This window comes from Williamwhitmania taraxaci, assembly GCF_900096565.1.
Classification (GTDB): domain Bacteria; phylum Bacteroidota; class Bacteroidia; order Bacteroidales; family Williamwhitmaniaceae; genus Williamwhitmania; species Williamwhitmania taraxaci.
In genome coordinates this window covers 1-18,286 of record NZ_FMYP01000027.1, presented here as the reverse complement: position 1 = coordinate 18,286, position 18,286 = coordinate 1, and the positions used below count along the sequence as shown (strand labels likewise).

The window sequence follows — 18,286 nt, the reverse complement described above, 5'->3', positions numbered from 1 at the left end:
ATGGTTTGTAGGTTAAATTTTCTTTTTAATTTCCGCCTGCGCAGCCAACTTTACCTTCATCTTGTAGGTGTTGTATATCTTGATGTTTGTGTTGCTACTTGCACCGCTGGTATTCAAGAGGCCTCTTACTAAGATTTTTTCAGCTCCTGTGATTTTTGTAATTCTCGCTTTGGAGTAGAGAAAATCGGTAGTCTTTGTTTTGGCATTCGTTAAAGCACCGGTAACAAAATTTACTTCTCCGGCTGGAATAATTATTTGGTCGGTAGGAACTGTAGACGTTACAAGCGAGTCTAACCTATTGAAGTTGCCATCGGTAAATATTACCTGCATTTTAGCCTCTAGAGGAAATTCATTCTCGATAATTGTTCGGAAGAGCAAACTTTCGATCTCATCGATGTTGTCGAACTTAAAGTCGAAGGTATCTTGAATGGCGAAGTTTTCAACGGCGCCATAAAGGGGTAACCCGAATTCAACGTCGATATCGAGCTTGCTGTCGTCGCGGAGGAAGTTTATCGCGGGGATTCCTCCAGGGGCAGTTCCGCCGGGGTTGGTTAAGCTGTAAAAGCTGTATGAGAGGCTACCTGGCTTTAACTCGTTTAGCAGGTCTGATATTTGTTTCCCTGCTGTTACTCCTTCAATTCTTACTTGAGTTACTTTAACCGGTTCTGTATATGTTGGGATTCCTAATGTAAAGTTGCTGGGGATTCCTGGTTTGCCAACAATGTTTACTGGCGTGGATCCGGGCATGTTGCTTTTACCCGTTATTTCAATAAAGTTCATTTTTACGGGTAATCCAATGGAGTTTGTAAAGGTGAAAATAAAATAGGGGTTTACTAAGTAGAATTTACCAATACTGAAGGCGTTGTTGAAGAGGTTGATACTCGTCTTTTTCTGACCATCAATGAGGTGAAATTTTCCTAAATAACCTGATACAGATTCTATACTTTCAGTATTTTGAGTAACACTAATGGTGATTTGCTTACCAGTTAATGGGTTTGAAGGATTATGCTTTAGGACAATTCTAGTACTCATCATGATGGTACTTGGTTTGCCCGGAACTTTTGTGAGGTCAAATTTATAGCCAGATAAGTCGATATTGGTTGTCCCATTACTGATTGGGGTAATTATTTTGTAGATGCCCACATTTGCCTTTTTTGCTTCTGGAACACTAAGCATTACCATTCCACTATTTGTAATGTTTCCGGATATAGCAAAAGATAAGTTTCCTTTTGTATATAGCATAGAATCAATACGAACTGTATCGGCAGGGGTGAGTTTTATTTCAATAGGGATATCAATATCCAAGGAGCCGTTCGCAGCTAATAGGCCAGCTTCTGCGACAGAAATGGTATGGGTGAAACTTTTTGAAAAGGTTGGGATCGTAAAGTTTTCCATTGGTTTGATAGAGAATAATTTATCCTTGTAAACCAATGTAACAAATCCTTGTCCATCAACAGTAAAGTTTGATGAATCACCAGTTTGTTTTATCATGTCCATAATGCTGAGATCCGAGGAAACTAAAGGAACGGCGAGGGTAGGGTTCCACTCAATTTGTTTCAACTTGTCGAAGTCAAAATCCTCACTCTTTATACAGCTGGCTATTGGAATAAGCAGCAGGATGATTAAGAAGCGGCTGAATAATTTAGTTGGGCTCATAGTCTGTTGGTTTAAGGTTCAAATTTAGAGTTTTTTCTCGAAGATTAACTCTGTAATTATTGATCGATATGGTTAATTGAGTTACCTGTATTGTACACCAATATCTGCTTACTCTGAAAGTGCAAAATTGTTATTGTTTGGGCAACTTGGATTCTGGATTATCCTTATGTTTTTTCTTCACTCCTTTTCTAGAAAATCAGCAAGCCACATTTTCGAAGAATGGAGCCCTGCTTTCCAAAGATAAGAACCTCGAGGGGTTCGCCCGTGCACTGAATGTAATCCTCTTTAAATGTTTTGTAAGTCATGGGTTCAAGCTCCCTAGTAGTAATTCGTTTGGTTATTCCCTTTAGCCATTCGGATTGGACTTGTGTACACCGAATGGTTTGAGTGCCACTCTTCCCGGCAAAGGTAATCTCGCCATCTTTCACCTGAATAACATCTCCGCCAAGCCAAATCACCTTCATATAGTCGGTTGGGATAAGTTCAAGACCGCTATCGGTATAGTTTTTAATTAAATTTTTGGCGTGTGTTGGCTGCGGTGTCTTTCCCGAAAACCACTTGGACAAAGGAACATCAAAGCCAAGACCGAGCATATAGTTGTAGTTCGCGGTTCGTAATCCTTCACCAATCATTTCGAGATTATAATCGAGTTTGGCAGAGAATGGAACCTCGTTGTTGGCAAAGACATTTTGGTTGCAAGTTGTGGTTCTTTTGGTGCCAAAATTATCTGGATTAATACCAATAGGACTGTGCTCGGTCATGGCGAACCGATGCCAGAATCCCGACTGCACATTGTTATTTTGAACTAGTTGGCGCACCACCTCCAGTGAATCGATGGTCTCCTGAAGGGTTTCTGTTGGGAAGCCATACATAAGATAGGCGTGCACCATAATCCCAGCTCGGCTGAAGTTTCCGGTTACCTGCGCTGCTTGGCTTAGGGTAACCCCTTTCTTAATCAGTTTTAAGATTCTTTCTGAAGCAACTTCAAGTCCACCTGAAACGGCAATGCAGCCTGCTGCGGCCATTAGTCTGCACAGATCGGCACTGAAGGAAGCCTCAAATCGGATATTTGTCCACCAGCTAACTGCTAGTCCGCGTTGTAGAATCTCTAGCGAAAGTTCCTTCAGCAACTTTGGCGGAGCTGCTTCATCTACAAAATGAAAGCCTTGGCTACCTGTTTGTTTGGCCACCTGCTCCATCTCATCAGCAATTTGGATTGCTGTTTTGGGTTCGAACCGACCAATGTATGGCAGAGAAGTGTCGCAGAATGTGCATTTTGCCCAGTAGCAGCCGTGTGCTAGTACAAGTTTATTCCAGCGCCCATTGCTCCAGAGTTGCTGCATAGGGTTTGGCCCATCGAGTAGCGAGAGGTAGAGGTGGTGCGGCAAACCGTTAAAGTCGGGGCAGGGCATCTCACTAAAATGTGCGTTATCTTCCTTTATTTCGGGTGTGAAGGTTAACTTACCTGCCTCCAAATACCAAGTAGATTGTAACTTTGCAATTTCCGATTTGTCGATATGCCTCTGGGCAATTGCATGAATGGCGGATAGACCATCATCAAGAATAATATAATCGGTGAAGTTGAAAATTCTTGTATCTGAAAGGTTGCGCAACTCGGTGGTTGGGTAACCGCCTCCAATTAGCGTTGTAATGTGCGGAAACTCTCGCTTGATGAGTTGGCATCCGCGTAGGGCGGCCAATAAATTGCCTGGAAAAGGAACCGTAAAACCAACAACGGTTGGGTTGGCTTCTTCCACCTTAATTTGGAGTAGGCTCTCCATTATTGCCATTACCGGATCGGCGGGGGCTTGCAGCTGCTCAAGCAGCTTATCGAAGGTGGGTGAGTAGAGCGATAGCTTTTCGGCGTAGCGAATCAGTTCAAAGTTGGGGCTGGTAGTCTCCTGAATAAATGTGCAGAGATCTTCTAGAAATAGGGTAGCAATATGCTGCGCCTTTTCCTGTACACCATGCGCACCAAAGGCCCATTCGAGATCGGTTATGGCTTTAAACCGATTGGCTTCTGGGAGGTATTGCCGTGAGGCAATTCTATGGGCCAACTCTGGATTTTTCCCCTGCAAAAACTGAACTATAATTGGCGCAAACTTTATGTAGGCTTCTCGCTGGATGTAGATTTGACGTAGGTGCTGCTCGCTTATCTTTTCAAATACGATTCCACTAAATAGTTGCTCTAAAGAGTCAGAAGCGAGGAGTTCAACAAATGTTTCAATTCCAAGATCAGCATGATCAACACGATAACCCTTGTCAACTAAGAAGCCCTTTAGGTATGCCGTGGCAGGATAAGGCGTGTTCAACTGCAGGAGTGGCGGCGTAATTAGGAGTATGTCGCAGGATGTGTTCATGCAGCAAAGATAGGCAGCCAATTTGAAGATGTGTCATTTGTAGTTTCGAAAGTTCAGGATGAGTGTTGCCTTCTGAAAAAAATGGTTGATGATCACACGCCTAGAGTTGGTTTTACATTACCTTTACCATCTAATTCGAGGACAATGTTTATTTGGTTTACACGATATGGAATAGTTTATAAGCCTACTTCGGTAATAGGCTGGACCATTGTAACCATTATGGTTGGTTATGTCCTTTTTTCAATGTTCTTTCTTTTTCTAAAAGAACCAGTAACGCAGGCATCTGTTGATTCGCTTTTTCGCATTCTTCCGGTGGTAGTTGGCTACTGGTTTTTAGCACGAATCACCAGTCCCGATGCCCAGAATTCATCGCGCAGCAAAAACGGTCGTATCCACGATAGCCATGGATTTATGAAATTCTAGAAGGCTGTTCGATTTTCTGGTTCAAAAATATATCTCCGCCGAAATGCTCGACCGCGGAAATCCTTTGCTCTTTATAATTTTTACTACATCCGAAATCATCTTGCTATTCCCACAAAGGTAGAAATGCGTTTCGGGTTCAAATACGGTTTCTTCTAGATATTTTGTTACTCTACCTGCATAGCTACCCGAACCATCTCTTGAGGTGCATAGAGTATATCTTTCTGGGTCAAAATCGTTACGAGCATAAGCCTCCGAAGCGTTAATAACTCCATGTATAAGGTGGTAGTTTAGGGATGGATTGCTCTTTACCATGCTACGAAAAGGGGCAATGCCTGTTCCGCTAGCTATGAATATGTGCTTGTGTGTTGTCTCTTTGTCTTTTGCAATGCCAAACTTGCCGTAGGGGCCATTTATGTCGAGCTGTTGGCCAACCCTTACTTTTCTGAGCCGAGGTGTAAAGTATCCCGACTTTATCTCTTTCACAAGAAATTCCAAATAGTTTTCGCTTTCTCCGCTATATATGGAATACTCCCTATAGTTGCTCTCTCCTTTAATACCTACCGATATGTGTTGTCCTGCTCTAAAAACCATCTCTTTTCGAGGAACACGAACAATAAAGGTGTGATCGGTAATGCTTGTAATGGATTGTACGGTGAAATATTGGGTTTCTATCTTCAGTTCCATATGATGTAGATTAACGTGAATCTTGTTAGCCACAAACAGCAAAGGAATAATGGTTGTTCAACAGCAAGGCATTTTTGTGCCGTTAATTTTCCCAGAATTAGCTTATAACTCTACTTCTGCTACAACAAAAAAAGGAGACCTAAGCCTCCTTTCATGTTTCTCGTGGTAAGTTTTACAAGAAAGTATCTAATATCCTGCTGCCTGTCCATCTTTTCGCGATTCCGAAGCACCAAAGTAAACCTTGTTAGTGGCATCCCACATTATGGCTTGATAGCCACCGTATGGTCCCACTTCAAATGTTACTTTATGTCCCATTTGCATCAGCCCGCGAATTGTTTCGTATGGAAATCCACTCTCCACGTTTACCTCTCCACCGTTGGTCATTTTCTCGCCTGTGGGTTCGGATGAGCCATCGTGGTGTATACGTGGGGCATCGCCCGCCTCTTGCAGGTTCATGCCAAAATCGATTAGGTTTACGACAATTTGCACATGTCCTTGTGGCTGCATGGCACCACCCATCACTCCAAAGCTTACGTAAGGCTTTCCATCCTTGGTAATAAACGATGGAATAATGGTATGGAATGGACGTTTCCCTGGGGCGTAGCAGTTGGCATGACCTTCCTCAAGGGTAAACATTTCGCCTCTATCTTGAAGCACAAAGCCGAGTCCGGTTGGAGTCATTCCCGAACCCATACCGCGGTAGTTGCTCTGGATAAGCGAAACCATATTTCCTTCAGAATCGGCTACCGTTAGGTAAATAGTATTATCGGTTCTCGGATCGCCTGCATCTAAGCGGCGGGTTGCACGCTCGGGGTTTAGTAGTGCGCGTCGTTTTGCCGCATATTCTTTCGATATTAGCTGCTTTACAGGAACATCAGCAAAAGCCTGATCGGCATAGAATTTCGCACGATCTTCAAATGCAATCTTCTTTGCTTCAATAAGCGTGTGCAGGTATTGTGTCGACCCAAATCCCATACCTTTTATATCGTATCCCTCAAGAATGTTGAGGATTTGAAGCGCGGCAATACCTTGTCCGTTGGGTGGCAATTCCCACACATCGTAACCACGGTAGTTGGTAGAAACCGGTTCAACCCACTCCGATTGGTGGGTGGCTAAATCGTTGTATGAAAGAAATCCGCCATTCTCCTTCATATACTTTTCAATGGCGCGGGCAATGTCTCCTTTATAGAATGCATCGCGGCCACCTTTTGCAATTTTCTCTAGCGTATTTGCTAAAAACGGGTTTTTGAAAACCTCACCCTTTGCTGGCATCTTTCCGTTGGGCATATAGGTCTCCTTAAAACCGGGAAACTTTCCAAGGGAGTTGCCTGAACGCTGCATGTAATAGGCAATTACTTCGGTTACTGGAAACCCTTCGCGCGCGTAGCTTATGGTTGGTGCTAGTATCTGATCCATTGGTAGCTTACCAAACTTAGCATGTAGCTCAAACCATCCATCCACGCATCCGGGAACCGAAACTGGAAGTGGTCCAAGTGCAGGAATATGAGTAATACCGTTCTTTTTTAAATACTCCAACGTGAGCGATTTTGGTGAGCGCCCGCTACCGTTTAAGCCATAGAGTTTTTGTGTTTTTGCATCCCACACTATGGCAAAAATATCTCCGCCAATTCCCGCTCCAGTTGGCTCGGTAAGTCCAAGCATGGCATCGGCAGCAATGGCTGCATCAATGGCCGAACCACCTTTCTTTAGTATATCTAGGGCAACTTGAGTAGCCAACGGTTGGCTTGTTGCAGCCATTCCATGCGTGGCAATTATTTCCGATCGGGTGGCAAAGTTATGCCCAGTAATGCGATCCTGACCATGGGCAATGGATGCTGACATAAGCAAGGTAATTAGTAGGTTTATGGGTTTCATATGGCATAGTGTGTAAATAAAAGGTTAGAGCCAGTATGCAATAAAGGGTTTAATGCTATTTGAACTTGATTACAAGATAGTTTAACGCATAGTTATCTTCCTGCCGTAGTCCAAGTTGCTCATGAACACTATGCTGTTTGATGCATTCAAAAGCGTTTTAAGTTCTATACTAAAGATACAATCCTACGGTTGCTTTGGCGTATCTAAATTCAATAGTCCTTTCTTTGCCTCGTTTCGCCAGCCGGCTTGTGTTATATCTTCAACAATACATATCTTGATATCGGCCAGCTTTTCGTCGTCCACAAAAATAATTAAGGCCTGTGCTTCGGGTTCGGTTTCAACCTCCATCCACAGGCCAATCTTGGTTACTTCAGGCTTTGTGTTTACAAAGAACACCAGTAAATCGGCTTGCTCAGGAGTATCTACGTTAAACACCTTCACCTTAGCTTGTTCTACCGTCTCTGTCTCAAAAAACAACTGCGCCTTGCCGGTAAAAGGAACAAGGGAGAGCAGGAGTCCTAAGAGTAGAAGAATTCGAGCCATGAGCGTTTGTTAAAACCGATTTAAAATAGCAAACAAAGATTAACGAGCGATTTGTTGTAAGCTCAAATCACAATATATAACATATTTGCTATTTGTGTGGTGCACCTTACACCTTATACATTATCCTTTCGTGTCAAAAATACTAAACCAATAGATGTAAGGAGAATTAATATACTTAGGTAATCGAGCGAGGAGTTAATATTCATAAATATTGAGTATCCACCCACTAAGCATAGCAAAAATGCTCCTGCTCTTGCTAGGCCTCCCTGCTTGTAAAATCCTCCAATGAAAATCAGAAGTGCTGAGGCAATAAAAAATAGTGATACATAAAACGAAATACTGCTGAAATTCATACCTCTAAGTGGTTGAAGATACCGTAACACAACAAAGAGTAGAATTGAAGAACGCAGTAGCCACCATGCTACTGATGCGAATTTATGTAGGAATTTCATAGTTTTTGAATTAGTGAAGCGTATAACTTTTAGTGCTAACAGGAATTTGATTCCAAGCAAATATAGTAATTTGAAAATTGTTATTGATAAGGTTCAGCTAATTGAGCAGATGCTACTTTGCTTACCTGCTCTAAACCAAAAGCAACCCGAGCCATGTCGGGTTGCTTTCTGCTCTGCACAGCGTTGTAGTGTGGCTGGGCGAGCGTATCTGGCAACATTTGCCTACTGTGGTTGTGTTTGTTAGAATAGCTACGTTAAACCAACCTTGTTGTAAACTTCTTTGATACTAGTTGAATATACAGCCAACGGTTTTTCCCGCAAGTTGTAGCGCGAGCTCATAACCTCACCGTAAGCTCCCGCCGATAGAATAGTGAGTAAATCACCTCTTACGGTTTCGGGCAGCTGAATGTCGTGTGCAAAGCAATCGGTTGTTTCGCATATGGGGCCAACAACATCGTAATACTCAGGCGTAGAGTGTGAGCTAATATTTACAATCTTGTGCACCGCATTGTATAGCGCTGGCCGAATTAAATCGTTCATCCCTGCATCCACAACAACAAACTTCTTCAATTCATCACCTTTCACGTAAAGCACCTTGGTAACAAGACATCCGCACTGGGCTACAACTGACCGCCCCAACTCAAAGTGAACGCGTTGCCCCATAGGTAACTTTAAGTTACTATGAAAGGTCGAGAAATACTCCTCAAAGTTTGGTATTGGCTGCTCTTCGGGGTTGGTGTAGTTTACTCCAAGTCCTCCGCCTACGTTGAGGTAAGGCATTGGGATATTTGCAAAGAACTGCGCTTGTAGTTCGTTAATGCGGTGCGCCAGCTGTTCAAACACCTCCATATTGGTAATTTGTGACCCAATATGAAAGTGAAAGCCAATTAACCGCAAGTTGTTGAGGCTGGGAATCAGTCCTAGGGCTTGGTCTAGCTCGGTAGGAGAGAGTCCAAACTTATTGCCCCGCGTTCCGGTGGTGATATGAGCGTGTGTATTCGCCGAAACGTCTGGGTTTATCCTCAAGGCAACCAATGCGCGCTTTCCCTGAATACCTGCAATACGATTGATAACCTCCAGCTCTTGCACCGATTCGCAGTGAAAGCAAAAAATGTTCTTACGTAAGGCATAATCAATCTCCTGGTCACTCTTGCCAACTCCCGCAAATACGATATCGCGCGGGCTAAACCCCGCCGAAAGAGCTGCTTTTACTTCATTGCCGCTCACGCAATCGGCTCCGAAGCCATAGCTTGCAATGGTTTTTAGAATGCGCTCGTTTGCGTTGGCTTTCACAGCGTAGTGTATCACATAGTTTCTGCTATCGGCTGCATGCTTTACGGCCGCTAACGTGGTTTGCAGCAACTCCATATTGTAGAAGTAGAACGGTGTTTGGTTCTCATGCAGCAGTGAAATATATTTCGATGAAATCATTTTGAACAGGATTAGCTTTAGTTACATTGTAATTCATAGCCTTCCACACTTTCCGAAGGTTGTGGTTGGGTTACATTAAGCGCCAGTTGAATAGCTTGAAGCGTAGCAATTTTCTCTTCTTGCCTAACCAGCAACGAAATGTTGTGGCTGCTTCCTCCGTAGGAAATCATTCTAAGGGGAATATCGCGTAAGGCATTAAAGATTTGAACTGCAACACCTGGCTTTTCGGCCACAAAATCGCCCACAATACAAATGATAGTTTGGTTCATATCGGCCTCCACTGTAGAGAACTTTTCCAGCTCTCTTACAATATCAGCAAGCCTTTCGGCATTGTCGATAGTGAGCGAAACAGCTACTTCGGAAGTAGTAATCATATCTACCGGAGTTTTATAGGTGTCGAAGATATCGAACACTTTCTTGAGAAAACCGTGCGCCATTAGCATTCTGGATGAGCGAATCTTTATGGCGGTAATGGCATCCTTTGCTGCTACTGCCTTAATATTTACAGCCGAATAGGTCGCGTTTATTAACGTGCCGGGGTTGGATGGCTCTAAGGTGTTTTTCAGTAAAACAGGAATGTTCTTAATTCGACATGGATGAATGGTGGCAGGGTGAAGAATCTTTGCGCCAAAGTATGCCAGCTCAGCAGCCTCGTCGAACGATAGCTGGCGGATAGGTCGGGTGTTCGATACAAACCGAGGGTCGTTGTTATGAAACCCATCTATATCGGTCCATATTTGCACCTCTTGGGCATCAATAGCGTTCCCAATAATGGCGGCAGTGTAATCGCTTCCACCGCGATTCAGGTTGTCTATCTCGCCATCGGCATTACGGCAAATAAATCCTTGTGTAATGAAGATTCCTTGGCTTGCCGAAGCTTGAATTTCCCAATTTAACTTCTCGGCAATGCGGTGCATAATTGGCTCACCATCCTTATCAATGCGCATAAAATCAACGGCATTCAGCAGTGTTGATGCAATTCCCTGTTCTTGAAGCAAGAGATAAAATAGGTTGGTCGAAAGTATCTCGCCATAGGCAAGCAGCTGCCGCTCCTCCTTTACCCCAACGCTCAGGGTGAGAATGTTCTCTATCTCGGTAAATATGCCCTTAGTGAATCCATTGGCCTTAACTCTTGTTTCTGCCGATTCATATAGCTCCTGAGTCACCAACGAGTAGTTGTAACGCATTCGTTTGACAAGTTCTGTGGCTTTGCTGCCCTTGCCACCTGCGGCAATGTTGGCAATTTCTACTAAAGCGTTGGTGGTTCCGGCCATTGCCGAAAGAACTACCATCACAGGCTTGTCACTAGGAATAAGGGTAATAAGCGTGCGAATGCGCTCCGCTGTGCCTACCGATGTTCCTCCGAATTTTAAAACTCTCATGGTGTTACGAATTAAAGAAAACAAAAAAGGCCTACAGTTTCCTGTAGGCCTTACTCTATATAGTGCTTTGAATATGTCACATCAACTCAATACACCGTGCCTACAGTTTTTCTCGCGTTTCATCCACATGTACATGGCTTTAGTCATCATGCGTTTGGTTTGCATAATGGCCTGCATTGTGGTGCGCTTATTCTGTAGTTGGTGCATCTTTTGCTTTTTTTGCAATGCAATAATAGTGTTTTTTTTATTCGTAGAGATATCTTCGAAAATATATTTTTCTGTAACCAATTCTCCTTGAATAGCTTTTTCCTTATGGATATTGATAAAAAGCCATTAGTTTTGCCACAAAAAAAATATGGACGGAACGAAACGATCAAACATAAAACCGGGAATACTGGTGAATATCGTGCTCAAGAAGGATCAGCGAAGCGGGGAGCTCACCGAAGGCGTAGTGGAGAAAATACTTACCAGCTCACCTACACATTCGCGTGGAATTAAGGTGCGCCTCGAAAGTGGAGAGGTTGGACGGGTTCAGGAGATACTGGAGGAGGAGTAAGGCTTAAACGAATTTTTGTGTAAGCAATTGGCACAACAATAAATGAAACACTGAGCCACCGAGTGCACCTACAACATGCCAGCATATTGATTCTCGGCAGCACTATGTAGTGACATGCTATAGCATATAAGCCAACGCCATTCGGCGAAAATTCAGTGCTAGTATATTTCAATTCTTAGCTAAGCTCTAGTAATTGCAGCATTTTACACTTTACTTCGGTTTATTCATAATTGATGGTTCATAGGCCAGCGCTGCGCACCATTATTCTAAAGTATTTTCCTTTTTTATACAAATTAAGGGCAGCCAAATGAACTTCCTGAAGGAAAGCAACTCCATCACTTCTAAACCCTAGGGGTGGATTTATGTAAAATGCCTTGCATGTTGCAGCCGGATTGCCATAGCCTGCGCAGCCGGGGCCCCTTAGGTCGAAGGGAGCGTAAAAACGGTGGCTGTTCGAGCGCAGCGAGCTCCGCCGTTTTAGCTCGCAAGGCCGTAAAGGGTCGGCGAGCAGGCAAGGCTTGATCTTTTGTTTCTTTTCCATCAAGGGAAAAGAAAAAGGAGAAATGCCGCGTAGCGGCGATCAATCTTTTTGTCCGCGAATCAAACTTGTTTTACTGTTTATATTAGAACTTAGCCCAATTCTTCTGTTTTCCTTTTTCCGTATTGCTTGCAGCCTTCATTGCCAAAGCAAATGCAGCAAATGGGAGCGCACTGGCTATATATGCCAAATCAATTCCGTTGCCAAATACTGCAAAGTTCCAGCTATCCTCCAGCGAGTTTTCAACTAAGTATACGAGCATCATTACTCCAAGCGAAAGGGCAATCCCTGTAAAAACGCTGAGTAACCTCTTCGCATAAAGGGAGGCCACCATCGCTAGGGTTAAGCCTAAGATTACCAGCCATAGGTCCATCTTGTTGGTTTGGAGAATAAATGGGTTATGCTTGAGAAAGGCCAGATGTTGAAAATCCCAAAGAATAAAGGGTAGGAAGGATAACCCAAAAACGCCAAGTGCCAGCATCGAAATGGTAAATATTCTTTTCATATCGTTTCGAAGCTGCCACGCATCGGAAAAGAGAAATACGATCAGCGGAATTGCTATCAAAAGCCGAGTAGAAAAGATAAGCCCAACCAGAACTGCAACCGTGTAGGGTGCATTTGTCAGATTAATCTCTTTATAGTGAAGGAAAAGAATTAATATAAGGGCCAGCATCATATTGCTCATGAAATCGCTGCGAACGGCTAACTCATACCAAAAGGCAGGCGACGCCATCATCAGCAGGCAGAACAGCAGCGCGATTTTAACATTCTTGGTTAGCGTACCAATTGCAATCACAGTGCCCACAAAAAAGAAGATTTGGGAGTAGCCCACATCCCCCAGAAAATAGGCGGGTATATGGAGTGCAATCCAGACTGGAAAGGGCGAGGCATACTGACCACAATGTGTAACGGCATCGTAGGGGAACTTTCCATCGAACATTAGCGCCAGAAAGTTGTGGATTGCCGACCAGCGATCAACCTTTACTTGGTAGGGATCTATCTTATGTAGTAGAAATAATCCCAAACCGATAAAGACCATAAGCACACCTCCCAGTAATACCTTTCCCATTCGAGCGGAATAGGGGAGACGAGGCAAAACCTTACCGAGAAAGGCTAGGAGTATTCCAGAAATGAGCATATAGGCCATTCCTATCATATAGGAGTTAATAGGGGTTACCCCTTCGGCGTACTTTATAAGAAAGAGTCCATTGATGGACAAAAAAAGAAACCCAACTATTCGATTGATGCTCTTCGCGCTCATGATTTAATCTCTATTTAAACACAAAGATTACGCTTTTTCTGCAACATCAACAAATAGGCAACATAGTTGGATAGGAAATCATGACAATGATGCCTGTGTTAATTTACCACAGACGTATAGCCCAACTATTACCTTTCACCTTTCACTTTTTTGTAACAGACTGAACCGTAATGCCAATATGCTTTTGTTGAAAAAAAATTGTAGTATATGCATTGAAATAATAATTAATATTTACTTTTGCACCCCCAATTATTAGTGAAGTACGCGAGCAAAACGCTTTTACATCCAATGCTCTAGCCTTTTTATCAGACGGCTTCGTTATAAATAGAAAAAGAATAGTGACTGCAAAAGATTTTACCACAGGTGGCATTGTTCGCCAAATTGTAATGCTCGCCCTACCCATTATGGGAACGGCCTTCATTCAAATGGCTTATAATATGACCGACATGATCTGGATTGGTCACGTTGGTAGTCAAGCCGCAGCAGCGGTTGGAGCAGCAGGATTCTTTTTGTGGTTGGGAAACTCCTTAGTCTATACCACAAAAGTAGGTGCCGAAGTTGGTATCTCTCAAAGCCTTGGAGCAAAGGATAATCAACGAGCATCATTCTTTGCTTCCCATGCAATGGTTATCGCAATAGTTGTATCCATTATTTACGGTGTTTTACTTCTTGTATTTAGCAAGCAACTGATAGGATTCTTTGGGTTTAAGGATGCGGCTGTTGTGGCCAAGGGTATTTCGTATCTGCAGATTATTGCAATGGGAATGCTCTTTACCTTCCTCAACTCCACCTTTTCCGGAATATACAATGGAACGGGTAAATCAAGAATACCCTTCTACGCGAATGCAATTGGATTGGCAGTAAATATCCTACTCGATCCTGTCCTTATATATGGTATGGGACCGTTTCCTCGGTTGGAAGTAGCCGGAGCCGCCATTGCCACCGTTATATCGCAGGCCATTGTAACGCTCATCTTTGTCATCAACCTATCCGATACAAAATCGCCATTCCCTTTCATATTTAAGAAGTTTGCACTGTTAAAAGATGTAACAAAGCAGGTGTTTAAGGTAGGATTGCCCGTTACCCTTCAGAGTGGGTTGTTTGCCATCTTTGCAATGAACATTGCCCGCATCGTTACCCAATTTGGCGATTTAGCCGTTGCCGTGCAAAGCGTGGGAGCGCAAATCGAAGCCATCTCATGGATGACTGCAAGTGGTTTTGCCACTGCACTGGCCAGCTTTATTGGCCAAAACTATGGTGCAAATCAATTTGGTCGAATCCGTCAGGCTTACTACACCACCCTTGGCATCACCATGATCTTTGGTGTATTCACTACCGTAGCTTTTGTATTCTTTGGCGAAACCATCTTCGGCTGGTTTATCCCCGAACCCGAAGCTATGCGCGAAGGGGGTATCTATCTGCAAATACTTGGAGCTTCTCAGCTCTTTATGATACTCGAAATTATTACTGCCGGCGCGTTCAATGGAACCGGCAAAACAATGCCGCCATCCATTGTGGGTATTGTGTTTACCGGGCTTCGAGTTCCTGCTGCCATTGCGCTTACGGCTACCATTGGTTTGGCTGGCGCGTGGTGGAGCATCAGCGCCTCCAGCATGATAAAGGGTGTTGTGCTGTTTGTTTGGTTTGCCTTCTTTTTGTTGAGGCTACCCATCGAACGCCAGAAGCTCACCCTACCACAAAAATTGTTTTTTCAGTTCCTTCCAAACCGTATGCGGCAGTCGGATATTGAAGGAACCATCGAATAGCGAATTGTAATTTAGGTTTAGATAGTTTTTTAGGTTTAGTGTTTTTTATTAGGTTTAGTGTTAGGTGTTAGGTGAAAATGCCCGAGGGATTCGTTCTTCGGGCGTTTTTTTTGAATAAACACTTAACGTATACCCTACAATACTATCCCATAGCAGTTATTATCCCAGAGGGATTAAATACGAATAGCCCCACATGAAATGTGGGGTTGTTGGTAACACTCTTGCTACTACCACGGCGTGGTTGAATAGTAACGCTGTGGACAGAATACATCCATTAGCCATCATTCTATTCCCTAAATTCTTCCCTATCTTAGCAACCCAAACAATATCGGAACCTGTATGAACGAAGTCGTATACAAATGCCGCAGCTGCGGATGGGAGGGAGCCGCCCACCTGCTCGAAACCGATACCGTAGAAACCTGCATGGGTTCCGATGTGGTAGAGACTTGCCCCAAATGCGGTAGCCCCGATATTCGTGCTGTAAGCAAGTAACATTTCCTTTACAAAAGAATGTATACTTGTAAAGAAATACGTAAATACTTTACATAATGAAATGCAAGAAGTGGGTTTTGACTGAACTCCCTTTAAAGTTTGACCTAGAGACAAAAATCGTATTAAAGAAACTCCCCTCTCCACCCACCTCGCTCGTGCCCTATATGCATTGCCATTTCCGTGCTATTGGGGCCGGGAATTAGGTTGGTGGCACCAACTAAATCGAGGAAATGCTGCTCATCCAACCATTTCCGCTTGCTCACCACCTCCTCGCGCATCATAGCCACGTGGGCGGCCGGTCCGCCGAAGCCAATAACGCCTAGCTTTAAAAATAGCTGTGCAACCTCCTTTAGGTTTCGCCTGCTCATTAACGCACAAATTATTACACATACCGATTAACGCAGAATAGGTTTAATTGTTGATTTCGCTTACCCACCACCCATTTGCTGGCGGCAGACACCCACTTGCGTTATATACAGGAGTTGCTAGGGCACAAGAGCAGCAAAACCACGGAAATATACACGCATGTAAGCACAATAGGCCTGAAAAAAATTCGCTCACCTTTTGATGACTTGTGATAAAGATTTTTATATTTGTATATTGTGTAGGTTTTTCACACAATACATACCAATAGGGCATGTATTGTGTGATTTTATCACACATATAAACGAGTTAGCAGCAAGGCTTACCACGACACACAACCGACAACACGACATTAATAACATAACACTAAAATAAAATAAAATGGCAAGTATTAAAATTAAAGACTTTTTCAACGGACGTTTTTTTGAAATCCCAAAATACCAACGAGGATATGCGTGGGAAGTTCAAAATATTAGAGACCTTTTTGACGACATTATAGAATCAATAGAATCTAACTCCAATCATTACATCGGGACAATAGTTTTATCAAAATCCGAAGACGATGATGAAAAACTTTATGTGGTTGACGGACAACAAAGAACTACCACGACAACTTTAATAATTAGTGCCTTAATCAAGAAACTATCTGATAAGGACGCAGCTTATTACGAACGTTTTTATTTAAAGGAAGATAACAGATATAGAATAACACCATTAAACAGAGACCGACAATTTTTCATTGATTTACTTGAAGGGAAAGTTGGCGAACCTCAAAATAAAAGTCAAAGATTTTTGAAAGACGCAATTGAAGAAATAAACTTTAAGGTTGACCAAATAGACGACAAATTGAAGTTTTTAAAATCAGTAGAAAAACTTGAGGTTATGGAGTTTGTCGAGAATTCAGAAGGCGATGCAATTAGGATTTTCCAAACAGTTAACGACAGAGGAAAACCGCTTTCAAATATGGAGAAAGCAAAAAGCCTTTTAATCTATTTTTCAAATCGCTACTTAGACAAGACACTTGACAATACTATCAATGACCATTTCAGTGACATTTTTGAAATTTATGACGACATAAAGCATCTTGGCGAAGAGTTAGGAATTAACCTAATTAAAAACAGAGATTTCAATGAGGACAATTTGATGCGATACCATTTTGTAACATACAGTAATGAAAATTACGACCCAACAGCAAACTATGTTCTTCAATATTTAAAAAACCAATTAACAAAACATAGAACTGATGGTAATTATACTGAAATTGAAAATTTTATCAATTCTTATATTACAAGTTTAAAAGAGTTTTTTCAAAACTGCAATAACGTAATTGAACGTGCTAAGACAGAACCGAAATACTTTAAGCTATTCGTTGTCCTTAACTTGTCAGCTACACTTTACCCATTAATAATAAAATTAGAAAAACTTAAATTGCTTGACCAAGGACTTTCAGTAAAAGGAAGAGAGAAATTTAACTTCTTTGATTTGGTTGAACTTATTGAAGTTAGAGTTTACAAAACAAGAGGAACAGACCCTAAAGCAGATATATCAAGACTTGTTTTTGACATTGACAATAAAAAGGCAGACGACATTGAAAATTCACTTGTATGGTTTAATAACAGATGGATGCCGAAGGAGGAATTTCAATCAAACTTGTCCAGAGGAATTTATGGCAATCGTGCATTAAACCATATATTCATTACTTACTGCGAACATCTTAATAGCAAAGAATTTGACATTAAGGAAATGAAAGAATTAGTAAGTAAGTCACCAAACATAGAGCATATACTTTCTCAAACTCCAACCTTTGAACCAAGTGCTTTGGGCTTTGACAATAAAGAAGATTTCATAGACTATGAGCATAATATCGGAAACTTAACTGTCTTAGAAAAAGGACTAAATTCAAGTGTTCAAAATAAAAACACCATTGACAAAATTGAAGGTTACGGAAAAAGTTTATTTTCTATGACAAAAAAATTGGGTTCATCAATTGACACAAGTAAAGGATTTAATAAAGTTGATTTAAAAGCACGGACAAAAGTTCTTGCAGACTATTGTTCTGAACGTTGGTGGAGCGACAGAGCTGAAGAAAGCCCTGAAACGATTGTGACAGTTGACGAAGAAATTGAATCAGTAAATGAATAAGTCGACAGACAAAAGCCCAGCTGCTAATCGAGTAGGTTGCCCCGCCAGCTAAGCCGACGGGGAGAACCTCTCACACCACTGTACGTACGGGTCTCGTATACAGCGGTTCATTAAGATGTGGCGCAATTTTCTCGTAATGTGTAAGCATAGCCTCATACCCCCTTTTGCCTAAGCGATCAAGGGTAATCGTGGTTCCCAAAATGGGGCTTTGGGCAACTGCCCAGCCTCCCATTCGCGTTCTACTCCACGCATAGGCGTGATCATGGTCAATTCCCAGCCGAATTAGGTTTTTCCGCTTCCGTTCAGGTTTCTTCCAGTGGTGCCAAATGCAGTACCGCAGGCGGTTGCGCAGCCAGCCATCG

General features: G+C 42.6%; 17 protein-coding genes and 1 pseudogene. 6 read left to right on the top strand and 12 right to left on the bottom strand.

Annotation, left to right across the window (positions count from 1 at the left end; genetic code table 11):
* Positions 1–12: 12 nt before the first annotated feature.
* Positions 13–1,656 carry a hypothetical protein gene (locus BLS65_RS08585; protein WP_092437968.1) on the bottom strand — a complete coding sequence of 548 codons (1,644 nt, stop codon included), beginning with the start codon at positions 1,654–1,656 and terminating at the stop codon, positions 13–15.
* Positions 1,657–1,844: 188 nt separating this feature from the next.
* On the bottom strand, positions 1,845–4,016 hold the full coding sequence (locus BLS65_RS08580) for a B12-binding domain-containing radical SAM protein (protein ID WP_092437966.1): 2,172 nt from the start codon (positions 4,014–4,016) through the stop codon (positions 1,845–1,847).
* 144 nt (positions 4,017–4,160) lie between these two features.
* On the opposite strand from BLS65_RS08580, the gene BLS65_RS08575 reads away from it, so the two are divergent.
* On the top strand, positions 4,161–4,439 hold the full coding sequence (locus tag BLS65_RS08575) for a hypothetical protein (protein ID WP_092437964.1): 279 nt from the start codon (positions 4,161–4,163) through the stop codon (positions 4,437–4,439).
* A gap of 21 nt (positions 4,440–4,460) precedes the next feature.
* On the opposite strand, the gene BLS65_RS08570 is transcribed toward BLS65_RS08575, so the two are convergent.
* The 6 genes from BLS65_RS08570 to BLS65_RS08545 all read right to left on the bottom strand — a co-directional run bounded on the left by BLS65_RS08570 (position 4,461) and on the right by BLS65_RS08545 (position 10,806).
* Entirely contained in the window at positions 4,461–5,123 is a 663-nt protein-coding gene (locus BLS65_RS08570) for an FAD-binding oxidoreductase (RefSeq protein WP_092437962.1), read from the bottom strand.
* Positions 5,124–5,309: 186 nt separating this feature from the next.
* Positions 5,310–6,998 carry a gamma-glutamyltransferase gene (ggt, locus tag BLS65_RS08565; RefSeq protein WP_092437960.1) on the bottom strand — a complete coding sequence of 563 codons (1,689 nt, stop codon included), beginning with the start codon at positions 6,996–6,998 and terminating at the stop codon, positions 5,310–5,312.
* 183 nt (positions 6,999–7,181) lie between these two features.
* Entirely contained in the window at positions 7,182–7,541 is a 360-nt protein-coding gene (locus BLS65_RS08560) for a 7(1) septoil knot domain-containing protein (RefSeq protein WP_092437957.1), read from the bottom strand.
* Positions 7,542–7,654: 113 nt separating this feature from the next.
* Complete coding sequence (locus BLS65_RS08555) at positions 7,655–7,993, bottom strand: hypothetical protein (RefSeq protein ID WP_125869816.1); 339 nt, start codon at positions 7,991–7,993, stop codon at positions 7,655–7,657.
* A gap of 249 nt (positions 7,994–8,242) precedes the next feature.
* The gene (lysA, locus tag BLS65_RS08550) at positions 8,243–9,424 is read right to left on the bottom strand and encodes a diaminopimelate decarboxylase (protein WP_092437953.1); all 1,182 of its coding nucleotides are present in this window, start codon (positions 9,422–9,424) and stop codon (positions 8,243–8,245) included.
* A 17-nt stretch (positions 9,425–9,441) separates the two neighbouring features.
* A complete protein-coding gene (locus BLS65_RS08545; RefSeq protein WP_092437951.1) occupies positions 9,442–10,806 on the bottom strand; it encodes an aspartate kinase in 1,365 nt (454 codons plus the stop codon).
* 355 nt (positions 10,807–11,161) lie between these two features.
* On the opposite strand from BLS65_RS08545, the gene BLS65_RS08535 reads away from it, so the two are divergent.
* Positions 11,162–11,362, top strand: coding sequence for a YwbE family protein (locus BLS65_RS08535; protein ID WP_092437947.1), 201 nt, complete (start codon positions 11,162–11,164; stop codon positions 11,360–11,362).
* Positions 11,363–11,600: 238 nt separating this feature from the next.
* Here the strand turns inward: BLS65_RS08535 and BLS65_RS08530 are convergent, their stop codons facing one another.
* Both BLS65_RS08530 and BLS65_RS08525 read right to left on the bottom strand, forming a co-directional pair.
* Entirely contained in the window at positions 11,601–11,903 is a 303-nt protein-coding gene (locus BLS65_RS08530) for a hypothetical protein (protein WP_092437945.1), read from the bottom strand.
* Positions 11,904–11,985: 82 nt separating this feature from the next.
* Positions 11,986–13,161, bottom strand: coding sequence for a hypothetical protein (locus BLS65_RS08525; RefSeq protein WP_092437943.1), 1,176 nt, complete (start codon positions 13,159–13,161; stop codon positions 11,986–11,988).
* A 338-nt stretch (positions 13,162–13,499) separates the two neighbouring features.
* Here BLS65_RS08525 and BLS65_RS08515 point away from each other — a divergent pair, with 338 nt between their 5' ends.
* Together BLS65_RS08515 and BLS65_RS18225 are read left to right on the top strand one after the other, a co-directional pair.
* Entirely contained in the window at positions 13,500–14,927 is a 1,428-nt protein-coding gene (locus BLS65_RS08515) for an MATE family efflux transporter (protein ID WP_244500680.1), read from the top strand.
* A gap of 339 nt (positions 14,928–15,266) precedes the next feature.
* Positions 15,267–15,419, top strand: coding sequence for a hypothetical protein (locus tag BLS65_RS18225; protein WP_170830045.1), 153 nt, complete (start codon positions 15,267–15,269; stop codon positions 15,417–15,419).
* Between the two features lie 122 nt (positions 15,420–15,541).
* Here the strand turns inward: BLS65_RS18225 and BLS65_RS08505 are convergent, their stop codons facing one another.
* Positions 15,542–15,787, bottom strand: coding sequence for a chromate transporter (locus tag BLS65_RS08505; RefSeq protein WP_212590518.1), 246 nt, complete (start codon positions 15,785–15,787; stop codon positions 15,542–15,544).
* Between the two features lie 75 nt (positions 15,788–15,862).
* Here BLS65_RS08505 and BLS65_RS08500 point away from each other — a divergent pair, with 75 nt between their 5' ends.
* Together BLS65_RS08500 and BLS65_RS08495 are read left to right on the top strand one after the other, a co-directional pair.
* Positions 15,863–15,997 carry a tyrosine-type recombinase/integrase gene (locus tag BLS65_RS08500; RefSeq protein ID WP_092437937.1) on the top strand — a complete coding sequence of 45 codons (135 nt, stop codon included), beginning with the start codon at positions 15,863–15,865 and terminating at the stop codon, positions 15,995–15,997.
* Positions 15,998–16,163: 166 nt separating this feature from the next.
* Positions 16,164–17,924, top strand: a complete 1,761-nt coding sequence (locus tag BLS65_RS08495) for a DUF262 domain-containing protein (RefSeq protein WP_092437934.1) — start codon at positions 16,164–16,166, stop codon at positions 17,922–17,924.
* Positions 17,925–17,994: 70 nt separating this feature from the next.
* Here the strand turns inward: BLS65_RS08495 and BLS65_RS18610 are convergent.
* Positions 17,995–18,286, bottom strand: a pseudogene (locus BLS65_RS18610) (hypothetical protein); the annotation flags it as partial.

Bases quoted from the DNA above. Each gene is read 5' to 3' on its own strand.
- BLS65_RS08525 (WP_092437943.1), bottom strand. From the start codon at position 13,161: ATGAGCGCGAAGAGCATCAATCGAATAGTTGGGTTTCTTTTTTTGTCC.
- BLS65_RS08495 (WP_092437934.1), top strand. From the start codon at position 16,164: ATGGCAAGTATTAAAATTAAAGACTTTTTCAACGGACGTTTTTTTGAA.
- BLS65_RS08505 (WP_212590518.1), bottom strand. From the start codon at position 15,787: ATGAGCAGGCGAAACCTAAAGGAGGTTGCACAGCTATTTTTAAAGCTA.
- BLS65_RS08555 (WP_125869816.1), bottom strand. From the start codon at position 7,993: ATGAAATTCCTACATAAATTCGCATCAGTAGCATGGTGGCTACTGCGT.
- BLS65_RS08560 (WP_092437957.1), bottom strand. From the start codon at position 7,541: ATGGCTCGAATTCTTCTACTCTTAGGACTCCTGCTCTCCCTTGTTCCT.
- lysA (WP_092437953.1), bottom strand. From the start codon at position 9,424: ATGATTTCATCGAAATATATTTCACTGCTGCATGAGAACCAAACACCG.
- BLS65_RS18225 (WP_170830045.1), top strand. From the start codon at position 15,267: ATGAACGAAGTCGTATACAAATGCCGCAGCTGCGGATGGGAGGGAGCC.
- BLS65_RS08570 (WP_092437962.1), bottom strand. From the start codon at position 5,123: ATGGAACTGAAGATAGAAACCCAATATTTCACCGTACAATCCATTACA.
- BLS65_RS08530 (WP_092437945.1), bottom strand. From the start codon at position 11,903: ATGGAAAAGAAACAAAAGATCAAGCCTTGCCTGCTCGCCGACCCTTTA.
- BLS65_RS08575 (WP_092437964.1), top strand. From the start codon at position 4,161: ATGTTTATTTGGTTTACACGATATGGAATAGTTTATAAGCCTACTTCG.
- ggt (WP_092437960.1), bottom strand. From the start codon at position 6,998: ATGAAACCCATAAACCTACTAATTACCTTGCTTATGTCAGCATCCATT.
- BLS65_RS08585 (WP_092437968.1), bottom strand. From the start codon at position 1,656: ATGAGCCCAACTAAATTATTCAGCCGCTTCTTAATCATCCTGCTGCTT.
- BLS65_RS08535 (WP_092437947.1), top strand. From the start codon at position 11,162: ATGGACGGAACGAAACGATCAAACATAAAACCGGGAATACTGGTGAAT.
- BLS65_RS08545 (WP_092437951.1), bottom strand. From the start codon at position 10,806: ATGAGAGTTTTAAAATTCGGAGGAACATCGGTAGGCACAGCGGAGCGC.
- BLS65_RS08580 (WP_092437966.1), bottom strand. From the start codon at position 4,016: ATGAACACATCCTGCGACATACTCCTAATTACGCCGCCACTCCTGCAG.